This window comes from Micromonospora sp. MH33, assembly GCF_003013775.1.
GTDB lineage: Bacteria > Actinomycetota > Actinomycetes > Mycobacteriales > Micromonosporaceae > Micromonospora > Micromonospora fulviviridis.
Genome location: NZ_MUYZ01000229.1, coordinates 1 through 11656, shown reverse-complemented (window position 1 = coordinate 11656; position 11656 = coordinate 1). Strand labels below are relative to the sequence as shown.

Annotated in this window: 10 protein-coding genes and 1 pseudogene; 6 read left to right on the top strand and 5 right to left on the bottom strand. The window is 72.9% G+C overall.

The window, feature by feature from the left end; translation table 11 throughout:
* Window positions 1-195 precede the first annotated feature (195 nt).
* Window positions 196-1023 carry an NADP-dependent oxidoreductase gene (locus tag B0E53_RS26720; RefSeq protein ID WP_107078556.1) on the top strand — a complete coding sequence of 276 codons (828 nt, stop codon included), beginning with the start codon at window positions 196-198 and terminating at the stop codon, window positions 1021-1023.
* An 8-nt stretch (window positions 1024-1031) separates the two neighbouring features.
* On the opposite strand, the gene B0E53_RS26715 is transcribed toward B0E53_RS26720, so the two are convergent.
* The gene (locus B0E53_RS26715) at window positions 1032-1694 is read right to left on the bottom strand and encodes a hypothetical protein (RefSeq protein ID WP_107078555.1); all 663 of its coding nucleotides are present in this window, start codon (window positions 1692-1694) and stop codon (window positions 1032-1034) included.
* A 222-nt stretch (window positions 1695-1916) separates the two neighbouring features.
* Here B0E53_RS26715 and B0E53_RS26710 point away from each other — a divergent pair, with 222 nt between their 5' ends.
* Window positions 1917-2531, top strand: coding sequence for a copper resistance CopC family protein (locus B0E53_RS26710; protein ID WP_107078557.1), 615 nt, complete (start codon window positions 1917-1919; stop codon window positions 2529-2531).
* Window positions 2532-2588: 57 nt separating this feature from the next.
* Here the strand turns inward: B0E53_RS26710 and gltX are convergent, their stop codons facing one another.
* From gltX to B0E53_RS26695, 3 genes are read right to left on the bottom strand one after another with little or no spacing between them, the layout of a single operon-like run.
* Window positions 2589-3998 (bottom strand): glutamate--tRNA ligase, encoded by a 1410-nt coding sequence (gene gltX / locus B0E53_RS26705; protein ID WP_107078554.1) that lies wholly within the window; start codon window positions 3996-3998, stop codon window positions 2589-2591.
* Between the two features lie 49 nt (window positions 3999-4047).
* Complete coding sequence (locus tag B0E53_RS26700) at window positions 4048-5325, bottom strand: MFS transporter (RefSeq protein WP_107078553.1); 1278 nt, start codon at window positions 5323-5325, stop codon at window positions 4048-4050.
* The gene (locus B0E53_RS26695) at window positions 5322-6653 is read right to left on the bottom strand and encodes a GH1 family beta-glucosidase (protein WP_107078552.1); all 1332 of its coding nucleotides are present in this window, start codon (window positions 6651-6653) and stop codon (window positions 5322-5324) included. Before B0E53_RS26695 ends, B0E53_RS26700 begins: the two co-directional genes overlap by 4 nt.
* 186 nt (window positions 6654-6839) lie before the next feature.
* On the opposite strand from B0E53_RS26695, the gene B0E53_RS26690 reads away from it, so the two are divergent.
* Window positions 6840-7286, top strand: coding sequence for an SRPBCC family protein (locus tag B0E53_RS26690; RefSeq protein ID WP_091319671.1), 447 nt, complete (start codon window positions 6840-6842; stop codon window positions 7284-7286).
* A gap of 145 nt (window positions 7287-7431) precedes the next feature.
* On the opposite strand, the gene aceE is transcribed toward B0E53_RS26690, so the two are convergent.
* Window positions 7432-10176: a pyruvate dehydrogenase (acetyl-transferring), homodimeric type gene (aceE, locus tag B0E53_RS26685; protein WP_107078551.1), complete on the bottom strand. Its 2745-nt coding sequence runs from the start codon at window positions 10174-10176 to the stop codon at window positions 7432-7434.
* A 180-nt stretch (window positions 10177-10356) separates the two neighbouring features.
* Between aceE and B0E53_RS26680 the strand changes: the two genes are divergently transcribed.
* The 3 genes and pseudogenes from B0E53_RS26680 to B0E53_RS37905 all read left to right on the top strand — a co-directional run.
* Window positions 10357-10713, top strand: a complete 357-nt coding sequence (locus B0E53_RS26680) for a hypothetical protein (protein WP_146167777.1) — start codon at window positions 10357-10359, stop codon at window positions 10711-10713.
* A gap of 23 nt (window positions 10714-10736) precedes the next feature.
* Window positions 10737-11141: a YjbQ family protein gene (locus B0E53_RS26675; protein ID WP_168215415.1), complete on the top strand. Its 405-nt coding sequence runs from the start codon at window positions 10737-10739 to the stop codon at window positions 11139-11141.
* 82 nt (window positions 11142-11223) lie between these two features.
* Window positions 11224-11656: pseudogene (locus B0E53_RS37905) on the top strand (MFS transporter); the annotation flags it as partial.

The window sequence follows — 11656 nt, the reverse complement described above, 5'->3', positions numbered from 1 at the left end:
CGAGCCGGAACCGGCGCAGGCCTGCCGCAGCGACCTGCCCGGCTGGGCGGGCGCCCACCGGCACGGCCCGGTCCGGCCGCGCAGCCGCGCGGTGCGCCGGGAGAGACCGCCGCGCCGCTGGTGCTGACCCCGCGGTTGCCGTCCGGCGACTAGCGTGGGCCGGGTGAAGGCGATCGCGATCGACGCGTACGGCGGGTGCGGACCGTCGGGGTGAACCCGGTCGACGGGAAGATCCGCGAGGGGCACCTGGCCGCCCTGATTCCGAGCCACTTCCCGCTGGTGCCCGGCTGGGACGCCGCCGGGGTGGTCGAGGCGGTCGGGCCGGCGGTGGCCGGGTTCGCCGTCGGTGACGAGGTGATCGGCTACGTCCGACGCGACGACGTGCAGCACGGCACGTACGCGGAGCTGGTTCCGGCCCCGGAGCGGTGCCTGGCGGACAAGCCGGTGCAGGCGTCCTGGGTCGAGGCGGGCGGGCTGCCGCTGGCCGGGCTCACCGCCTACCAGGCGTTGCAGTTGGCCCGCACCGGCGCGGGCGACACGGTGCTGGTGCACGGCGCGTCGGGCGGGGTGGGGCACCTGGCGGTGCAGCTGGCCCGGGCGCTCGGCGCCGGCCGGGTGATCGGTACGGCGAGCGAGGCCAACCACGACTTCGTCCGGTCGTTGGGCGCGGAGCCGGTCAGCTACGGCGACGGCCTGCTGGACCGGGTCCGCGCCGTCGCGCCCGACGGGGTGGACGTGGCGCTGGACCTGTTCGGTGGCGACGCGCTGGACGTCTCCGCCGAGCTGCTCGCCCGGCCGGCGCGGCTGGTCTCCACGGCCGACCCGGAGCACGTCACCCGGCTCGGGGGCAGCTACGTCTTCGTGAAGCCGTCCACGGCCGACCTGGGTGTGCTGGCCGGGCTGGTCGACGCCGGCCGGCTCGCCGTGCACGTGGCCCGGACGTTCCCGCTGGCCGAGGCGGCCGAGGCGCAGCGCCTGGTGGCGGCGGGACACGTCCGGGGCAAGGTGGTGCTGGAGGTCTGAGCCCGGGCTCAGCGGGTGCGGCGGCGCACCAGCAGCGCGATGCCGGCGAGCCCGGCGGTGATGACCACCACCACGCCGACGTTGAGCAGCAGCAGCCGCTGGAGTTCGCCGAGTGCCTCGTCGATGTTCTGCACCGGGTCGAGGGCTTCCTCCGGGATGACCCGTTCGCCGCCGCCGATGCCGCCGCTGATCGTGTCGAACTGCCGCTCCAGCGGCACCCCCGCGGCGCGCAGCGTCTCGGACATGTTGAGCCGGCCGAAGAACCAGCCGGCCCGGGTCTTGCTCAGGTCGGGCTGCTTGGCCGGCCGGTAGACCCGGGGGCCGCCCTTGGCGAGCGGGTAGAGGTCGTAGGTCTTCGTCGGCGAGCCCGCGTAGAGCACCACGACCGTGTACTTGGGACCGAGGTCCTTGGCCGCCGGGCCGCGCTGCTGGCCGCTGGCGCCCAGCCACGTGACCTGGTCGACGACCATGTTCACCTCGGCGGGCCGGGTGTCGGCGCGCAGTTGCAGCGGCTGGTCGAGCTGGTGGCCGGTGATGTCCACACCGGCCGGTGCGAGCTTGGGCTTGGGCGCCGCCTGCGCGGCCGTCGCGCCGGCGAGGGCCAGCGAGCACGCGGTCGCCACCACCACCCCGGCCACGGCTGCCAGCAGCCGCTTCACCTTCTGGACCATCGCCGCCTCCTCGCCCCGTTCGATGGGTGGCTTCCGCTGCAGATCGCGCTGGATCGGCCGACGGTGGTCGCCGGGCGCGGGCCGGCGTCCACCTTCAAAGACTCCGCAGAATGTCGCTGGGTTGCAGCTGCTGGGAGAGTATTTGGAACTATTTGCGATCTGCGACCGACCAACAGAGCGGCCGATGATCGGCGGCCGGATCGTACCCGGATGGAGGGGTTCATGGGGGGCAGGGTCGCCCGCGTGGCGCGTGGCTGGTTGGCGCTCGGGGTGGCGGCCGGGGCGTCGGTGCTGCTGCCGGCCGCGCCGGCGGCCGCGCACAACTCACTGACCGGCAGCGATCCGAAGAACGGGGCGCGGGTGGCTACCGCGCCGAAGCGGATCGAGCTCCGGTTCCTCGCGTCGCCGGCGCCCGCCACGACGAAGATCACAATCACCGGACCGGACAACGTGCCCGCCGCCGGCGGCGCGCCGACCTTCGCCGCCAACCGGGTGAGCGTGCCGTTCACCCCGGGGGCGGCCGGCCTCTACATCGTGGCGTACCGGATCGGCTCCGCCGACGGCCACCCGGTCAGCGGGGAGATCCGCTTCACCCTGACCACCGGCACGGCCGCCGCGCCGCCGTCGACCACCGCGGCTCCGACCGGCGCCGCGCCGCCGTCGGCCACCGCCGCCCCGACCACCGCGCCGACGAACTCCGCGGCGAGCCCGACGCCCGCCGCCGACGGGGTGGACGACGACGGGGGTACGGGATGGCTGTGGGCGATCGGCGCCGCCGTGGCGCTGGTCGCGCTGGGCGCGGGCCTGCTGCTGCGCCGCCGGTCCGCCCGCGGCTGACCCCGCGTACGCGAACAGGGGCCCGCCGGACGACCGGCGGGCCCCTCGCGTTTGTGGCTACACCAGACGCACCCGGGCGGCCCGCAGCCGGGTCAGCGTGCGGTCGCGGCCGAGCACCTCCAGCGACTCGAACAGCGGCAGGCCGACGGTCCGGCCGGTGACCGCGACCCGGACCGGCGCCTGCGCCTTGCCCAGCTTCAGGCCGCGCTCCGCGCCGACCGCCTCCAGCGTGGACTTCAGCGACTCGGCGTCCCAGGGCTCCAGCGCCTCGAACGCGGCGATCGCCGCGTCCAGCAGGTCGGCCGCGCCCTCCTTCATCGCCTTCGCCCAGGCCGCCTCGTCGATCAGCGGATCGGCCAGGAAGAGGAAGTCGACGTTCGGCACGATCTCGCTGAGCACCGCGATCCGGGTCTGCGCGAGCGGCGCCACCGCGGCGAACGCGGCGGGGTCGAACTCCGCCGGCTGCCAGGGCGGCGGGGCGATCGTGCCGGTGCCGGTCAGCCAGGGCTGGCAGGCGGCGATGAACTCCTCGACCGGCAGCGCCCGGATGTAGTCGCCGTTGAAGGCGCGCAGCTTCTTCTCGTCGAAGAACGCCGGGGAGGGGTTCACCTCCTCCAGCCGGAACTCCTCCTCGATCACCGACCAGGGCACGATCTCCCGGTCGCCGGAGGGGGCCCAGCCGAGCAGCATCAGGTAGTTGCGCATCGCCTCGGCGAGGTAGCCCTCGTCCCGGTACGCCTCCAGGGCGACCTTGTCCCGCCGCTTGGACAGCTTCTGCCGCTTCTCGTTGACCACGACCGGCACGTGCGCCCAGACCGGCGGCTTGACCCCGAGCGCGTCCCAGAGCAGCTGCTGCTTCGGCGTGTTGGGCAGGTGCTCCTCGGCCCGGATCACGTGGGTGATCCCCATGGTCATGTCGTCGACCACGTTGGCGAGCAGGAACACCGGCGAGCCGTCGCCGCGGGCGATGACGAAGTCCTCGATCAGCTTGTTCTCGAAGGTCGGCTCGCCGCGGATCAGGTCGACCACCACGGTCTCGCCCTCGTCCGGGGTGCGGAAGCGCAGCGCCCGGCCCTCGCCCGGCGGCAGGCCGCGGTCCCGGCAGAAGCCGTCGTAGCCCTGGTACTGCGAGCCGGTCCGCGCCTGCACGTCCTCCCGGGTGCAGTCGCAGTAGTACGCCCGGCCGCCCTCGTGCAGCCGCTGCGCGGCGGCCCGGTGCTCACCCGCGTACGAGGACTGGAAGTGCGGGCCCTCGTAGCTGCCCCGCGCGATGCCGATCCAGTCGAGCGCGGAGAGGATGCCCTCGGTCCACTCGGGCTTGTTGCGGGCCGCGTCGGTGTCCTCGATGCGGAGCACGAACACCCCGCCCTGCTGCTTGGCGTAGATCCAGTTCTGCAGGGCCGAGCGGGCACCGCCGACGTGGAACATTCCGGTCGGGGAGGGGGCGAAGCGTACACGTACCGTCACGTCCCCCAGCCTACGGCGGCCCGCGACCGCTTTCCGGCAGGGGGCCGGTTCAGGGCACCGCCCTGATCTTCAGGACGAGGACGCTGCCGACCAGGGTGACCGCCGCGGTGACCGCGTACAGGCTGGGGTAGCCGCCCAGGTGGACCACGATCGGGGCGGAGAGCGCCGGGCCGAGCACCTGCGGCGCCGAGTTGGCGATGTTGATCACGCCGAGGTCCTTGGCCCGGTCGGTGGCGGTCGGCAGCACCTGGGTGATCAGCGCGGCGTCCACGGCCAGGTAGACCCCGTAGCCGGCGCCGAGCAGCAGCGCGGCGACGATCGCCATCGGCCAGGTCGGGGCCACCGCGAGCAGCACCGCCGCCACTGCCATGATCAGCCCGGAGACGATCACGAAGACCTTGCGCCGGCCCGAGCGGTCGGAGAGCCGCCCGGCCACCACGGCGGTGAGCATCATGCCGAGCGTGTAGAGCAGGATCAGCACCAGCAGGGCGCCCTCGGGATCGGCCACCCGCACCCCGTCGGTGAGGAAGTAGAGCAGGTAGAGCGTGCCCAGCGCGTTGCCGGTCTGCACCAGGAAGCGGGTGAACCAGGCCCAGGCGAAGTCGGGGTGCCGGCGTGGGCTGATCCACATCGAGGCGAGCAGCGCGCGTGGCCGCAGCGCCGACCGGTGCTCCCGGGGCAGCGGGTCGTCCTGGGTGAGCAGCGCGAACGGCAGGGAAAGCAGCAGCACCGCGAGCGCGATGGCGGCGTACCCGGCGGCGTTGCCGGTGACCACGGCGGTGACCAGCACCGCGCCGACCACCAGGCCGAGCGCCTGCGGGATGCCCACCCAGCCGGAGACGCCGCCGCGTTGCGCCACCGGCACCCGGTCGGGGATGGCGGCGGTGAGGCTGGCCAGCATGGCGTTGAAGCAGACCTGGGCGGCGACCCAGGCGACCGCCACCCCGGCGATGCTGTCCTGCCGGGCCAGCACCACCAGGGCGAACGCGCCGATCACCGCGCCCGTGGCCGTCCAGACGTGCCGGCGGCCGAGGTGCCGGTTCGCCAGGCGCAGCGACGTCCGGTCGGACAGCGCGCCCGCCAGGGGGTTCGCCAGCACCGCGGCGAGCGCGCCGAGGCCGGTGACCACCGCCAGCATGGCCTCCTTGTCGGTCGGCGCGATCCGTTCCACCTGCTGCGGCAGCAGCACCTGGATCGGGGTGAAGAACGCCATCCAGACGCCCAGGTTGGCCGCGAAGATCAGCGCGATCCAGCTGCGCCGTACCGGCACGGTCGGCTCGGCGAGCGCCGCCGGCAGCGAGGCCGGCGTGGGGTTGACGGTGGTCATCGCCGGACCAGGTCCCGGAACCAGGCGTACGACGACTTCGGGGTGCGCCGCTGGGTGGCGTAGTCGACGTGTACGAGGCCGAACCGCTTGGTGAAGCCCTCGGCCCACTCCCAGTTGTCCAGCAGCGACCAGACGAAGTACCCGGTCACCGGCACCCCGGCGGCCATCGCCTCGCCCACCGCCCGCAGGTGCCCGTCCAGGTACGCGATCCGGTCCGGGTCGGGCACCCGGCCGTCGGCGTCCGGCACGTCGTCGTACGCGCAGCCGCTCTCGGTGATCTGGATGGGCGGCAGGGCGTCGCCGTACCGGTGGTGGAGCTGGAGCAGCAGCTCGCGCAGCCCGTCCGGGGCCACCGGCCAGTCGAAGGCGGTACGCGGGTAGCCGTCCAGCGGCACGATCTCGAACGGCAGCGGCGAGTCCTCCTCGGCGGGCGCCCGGATGCCGGTCGGGTTGTAGTAGTTCACCCCGAGCACGTCGATGGGGGCGGCGATCACGTCGAGGTCGCCGGCGCGGACCACGGCCGGGTCGAAGCCCGGCTCCTCCGGGTAGCCGCGGCCGAGCAGCGGGTCGGTGAACAGCCGGTTGTGCAGCGCGTCGTACGCCGCCCCGGCGGCCCGGTCGGCGTCGGTCTCCCCGGCCAGCCGCACCGGGGAGTAGTTGTTGGCGATGGCCACCGGTGCGGTGCCGCGGGCGCGCAGCGCGGAGACCGCGAGGCCGTGCCCGAGAAGCTGGTGGTGGGCCACCGGGAAGGCGTCGAAGAGCAGCATCCGGCCGGGGGCGTGCACGCCCGTCCCGTACCCGAGGCTCATGTGGATGAACGGCTCGTTGAGGGTGATCCAGAGCTTCACCCGGTCGCCGAGGCGGGCGGCGACCAGGTCGGCGTACTCGGCGAAGCGGTCGGCGGTGTCCCGGTTCAGCCAGCCGCCGGCGTCCTCCAGGGACTGCGGCAGGTCCCAGTGGAAGAGGGTGGCGACCGGGTCCACGCCGGCGGCGAGCAGGGCGTCCACCAGCCGGTCGTAGAAGTCCAGCCCGGCCGGGTTGGCCGGGCCCGCGCCGGTGGGCTGCACCCGCGGCCAGGCGATGGAGAACCGGTACGCGGACACCCCGAGACCGGCCAGCAGCCCGACGTCCTCGGCGTACCGGTGGTAGTGGTCGCACGTCTCGTCGCCGGTGCTGCCGTCGACGATCCGGCCGGGGGAGTGGGCGAAGGTGTCCCAGATGGACGGCCCGCGGCCGTCGGCGCTGACCGCCCCCTCGATCTGGTACGCGGAGGTGGACACCCCCCACCGGAAACCGGCGGGGAACTCGGGCATCGGCGCGCTCGTCATTCGCCCTCCCAGAAACGCGAAGCGTGCTCGCGACTCTAGGGCTCGTGGGGCCGCCGCGCCATAGCCCCGCAGGTCAGGCAGGGCAAGGGTTTTCGGCGTGTCTTTTCCGAATCCGTCCGCTTAAGTCCGATTTACACATAGAGTGCCGAATATCGCGGATGTGTTTTAAGTGGGGGAAAGATAGACATGATCCTCGTGGAACGCAGTGCGCACGTGGTGGCGCCGGTGGAAGCGGTCTGGGACGTCGTGCAGCGGGCCGAGCAGTTGCCGGCCTGGCTGGCGGGGGTCCGCGCGGCCGAGGTCCTCTCCGGGGAGGGCTTCGGGCGGCGACAACTGGTCCAGGCCGGGCGCGGCGCGGCACACGAGGCCGAGGTCATCGCCTACCAGGAGCCGACCCTGATCGGTTGGCGCGAACGGGCCAGGGGCGCCGGGGCCCGGGCCGAGGCGCGCACCGAGATCTACGTACAGCTGACCCCGGACGAGGAGGAGGGCGGCACGGTCGTGCGGCTCATCGTCGTACGGTGGCCCGCCGGGCCGGTCAAGGCCGCCCTGCTGCGGCTCGGCCTGCGCCGGGTCGGCGCCGATCTGGAGGACTCGCTGGCCCGGCTGACCGACCTGGCCGCCGTCGGCTGACCGAGCCTGTCCCGGCGTCGCCCGCGATGGTGATGGCCCGGCGTCCCCGCCAGGGACGCCGGGCCATCGTCGCCTCCGCCGCCGGGCCACCGCATGACGAAGGGCCCGGCGCGGATGCGCCGGGCCCTTCGTCATGCGGGACAGGTCAGCTGTCGCCGCCGGTCTCCCCGACCGGAGCGGCGGTGACGTCGTCCAGCGCGTACTTCTTGGCGGCCTCGGCCGGCACGTGGGCCGGCACCGCGCCGCGCAGGGCGAGCTGGCGCAGCGTCGCGACGGCCACCGACTCGGCGTCCACGTGGAAGTGGCGGCGCAGTGCGTGCCGGGTGTCCGACATGCCGAAGCCGTCGGTGCCGAGCGAGGTGTAGTCGCCCGGTACCCAGCGGGCGATCAGGTCCGGCACCGCGCGCATCCAGTCGCTGACCGCGACCTTCGGCCCGTCGGCGTCGGCCAGCTTCCGCTGGATGTACGGCACCCGCTGCTCGCCGCCCGGGTTGAGCAGGTTGTGCTCCTCGCACTCCACCGCGTCCCGGCGCAGCTCGGTCCAGGAGGTCACCGACCAGACGTCGGCGGCCACCCCCCAGTCCTCGGCGAGCAGCTTCTGCGCCTTGAGCGCCCACTGCATGCCCGTGCCGGAGGCCAGGACGTTGGCCTTCGGCGCGTCCCCGTCGACCTGCGGCGCCGGCGAGTAGCGGTAGATGCCCTTGACGATGCCCTCGACGTCCACACCCTCCGGCTCGGCCGGCTGGAAGATCGGCTCGTTGTAGACGGTGAGGTAGTAGAAGATGTTCTCCTGCGCCTCGCCGTACATCCGGTGCAGGCCGTTCTCCATGATGTGCGAGATCTCGAACGCGAACGCCGGGTCGTAGGCGGCCACCGCCGGGTTGGTGGCGGCGAGCAGCAGCGAGTGGCCGTCCTCGTGCTGCAGGCCCTCACCGTTGAGCGTGGTCCGGCCGGCGGTGGCCCCGAGCAGGAAGCCCCGCGTCATCTGGTCGGCCGCGGCCCAGAGCCCGTCGCCGGTCCGCTGGAACCCGAACATCGAGTAGAAGATGTAGAGCGGGATCATCGGCTCGTCGTGCGTGGCGTACGACGTGCCGGCCGCGGTGAACGAGGCGACCGAGCCGGCCTCGTTGATCCCCTCGTGCAGGATCTGGCCGGTGGTGGCCTCCTTGTAGGACAGGAACAGCTCCCGGTCCACCGAGGTGTACCGCTGGCCGTGCGGCGAGTAGATCTTCGCCGTCGGGAAGAGCGAGTCCATGCCGAAGGTGCGGGCCTCGTCCGGGATGATCGGCACCCAGCGCTTGCCGAACTCCTTGTCCTTCATCAGGTCCTTGAGCAGGCGGACGAAGGCCATGGTGGTGGCCACCTTCTGCTTGCCCGAGCCGCGCTTGACGTCGGCGAACCGCTCCGGGCCCGGGATCTGCAGCGTCTTGCCGGTGGTCCGACGAGTCGGCAGGTAGCCGCCGAGCTGCTTGCGCCGCTCGTGCAGGTACTCGATCTCGTCGGACTTCTCGCCCGGGTGGAAGTACGGCGGGAGGTACGGGTTGTCCTCCAGCTGCTTGTCCGGGATGTCCAGGTAGAGCCGGTCGCGGAAGAGCTTGAGGTCCTCCAGCGTGAGCTTCTTCATCTGGTGGGTGGCGTTGCGGGCCTCGAAGTGCGAGCCCAGCGTCCAGCCCTTGATGGTCTTGGCCAGGATCACCGTCGGCTGGCCGGTGTGCTCCATCGCCGCCTTGTAGGCCGCGTAGAGCTTCCGGTAGTCGTGGCCACCCCGCTTGAGGTTCCAGATCTCGTCGTCGTTGAGGTGCTCGACCATCTTGCGGGTCCGCGGGTCGCGGCCGAAGAAGTGCTCCCGGACGTACGCCCCGGACTCCGCCTTGTAGGTCTGGTAGTCACCGTCGGGCGTGGTGTTCATGAGGTTGACCAGCGCGCCGTCGGTGTCCGCGGCGAGCAGCGGGTCCCACTCCCGGCCCCAGACGACCTTGATGACGTTCCAGCCGGCGCCCCGGAAGAACGCCTCCAGCTCCTGCATGACCTTGCCGTTGCCCCGCACCGGGCCGTCCAGCCGCTGCAGGTTGCAGTTGATCACGAAGGTGAGGTTGTCCAGCTCCTCGCGGGCGGCCACGCCGATCGCGCCGAGCGACTCGACCTCGTCCATCTCGCCGTCGCCGAGGAAGGCCCAGACGTGCTGCTGGGAGGTGTCCTTGATGCCGCGGTGCTGCAGGTAGCGGTTGAACCGCGCCTGGTAGATCGCGTTCATCGGGCCGAGGCCCATCGACACGGTCGGGAACTCCCAGAAGTCCGGCATCAGCCGCGGGTGCGGGTACGACGGCAGCGCGCCACCCGGGTGCGACAGCTCCTGCCGGAAGCCGTCGAGCTGGTCGGTGCTGAGCCGCCCCTCCAGGAAGGCCCGCGCGTACATGCCGGGGGAGGCGTGGCCCTGGTAGAAGATGTGGTCGCCGCCGCCCGGGTGGTCCTTGCCCCGGAAGAAGTGGTTGAAGCCCACCTCGTAGAGGGACGCGGAGCTGGCGAAGGTGGAGATGTGGCCGCCCACGCCGATCTCCGGCCGCTGCGCCCGGTGCACCAGCATGGCGGCGTTCCACCGGATGTAGGCCCGGAGCCGCCGCTCGACGTGCTCGTCACCCGGGAACCACGGTTCGCGCTCCGGCGGGATGGTGTTGATGTAGTCGGTGGTGGTCAGGGACGGCACCCCGACCTGGCGCTCGCGGGCCCGCTCCAGCAGGCTCAGCATGACATAGCGGGCGCGTTTGGTTCCGCGCTCGTCGATGACACCGTCAAGCGACTCGACCCATTCGCTGGTCTCTTCAGGGTCGATGTCCGGAAGCTGGCTCGGCAGACCAGCGGTGATCACCGGGCGCTTGCGTTCCGTAGCCACAGGCGTTCCCTCGGTTCTGTGTGGGATAGGTCTCTAGCGCCATCCTGCCCCCTGGTGGCGCTCGTCGTCACGCCTCCCTCCCCCAGACGCGACGCTGAACACAGGTACTCGCCAGTAACTTTGCGCGACGACCGGCTGTGCTGGGCCGGCGAATTCGCCGCCCCGGTCTACCCTGCCGGCATGCGGCGGGGTTCGGTGGTGCTGGGCGGGGCGATGGCGGCGGCCGGCGTGGTGGTCGTGGGCATTTCCGTGGCGGTTCTGGTCCGCGAGATCGCGCGCTCGCCGGACTGGGGTCCGAACCCGCTGCTGGGAGTCGCCGCCGGCGCGCTGCTGGTGCTCCTCGGGGTCGGGCTGGCCCGGGACCAGCGCCGGTTTCCCGCTGGCTACCGGGCGGACGACGGTCCCGCCGTCCTGTTCCCCTACACGCCGCCACAGCCCGAGACCGGTGACGGGCACATGCCGTCCTACGACTGTGGGAGCGGTGGCGACGCCGGGGGCGGTGGTGGCGACTGTGGTGGCGGCGGGGGCGGTTCCTGAGCGGTTGCGGCAGAATGCGCCGTATGCGCAGTGAGGTGATCACCGTCCAGACCGGGTCGCGGCCGACCGTCCGGGACATCACCAGCGAGGCCGAGCGGTTCGTCGCCGGCCAGGGGGACGGCCTGCTGCACATCTTCGTGCCGCACGCCACCGCCGGGCTGGCGATCATCGAGACCGGCTCCGGCTCGGACGACGACCTGCTGCGGGCGCTCGACGACCTGCTCCCCGCCGACGACCGCTGGCGGCACCGGCACGGCTCGCCCGGACACGGCCGGGATCACGTGCTGCCCGCCTTCGTTCCCCCGTACGCCACCCTGCCGGTGCTCGGCGGGCGGCTCCAGCTCGGCACCTGGCAGTCGATCTGCCTGGTCGACACCAACGGCGACAACCCCGGCCGGCAGGTCCGCTTCTCCTTCCTGCCCGGCTGAGCGCCTCACAGTGCGGGGTGGCCGCCCGGTCCGGGGCGACCACCCCGCCAGGTGACCGGCAGGCGACCGTGGACGGCACTTCTTGCCGAACAGCGGCCGGCGGCGGAAACTCCCCGCGCCGGCTCAGCCCAGCAGCCGGCGCAGCCGGCCCGGCGGGTGGCCCAGGCGGCTCTTCCTCGGGTACGAGGCACGGCGCGCCCGCCGCGACGCGGCGCCGCTGCTGGACGTCACGGTGCTGCGCCACCCCGGGGTGCCGGCCGGGCTGCTCGCCTGCTGCGTCGTGATGGGCTGCTACGCGGGCTTCCTGTTCGTGCTCACCCTGCGGCTCCAGGACGGGCTGGGCTTCACCGCGCTGGCGGCGGGACTGGCCTTCCTCCCGTACGCGTCGGGTTTCGCCCTGTGCGGCCTGGCGGTGGCGCGGCTGCCGGAGCGGGCCCGGGCGGTGCTGCCGGTCGCCGGCCCGCCGGTGCTGGCGGCAATCGTGGTGGCGCTGGCCGGGCTGGCCGCGGCGGGCT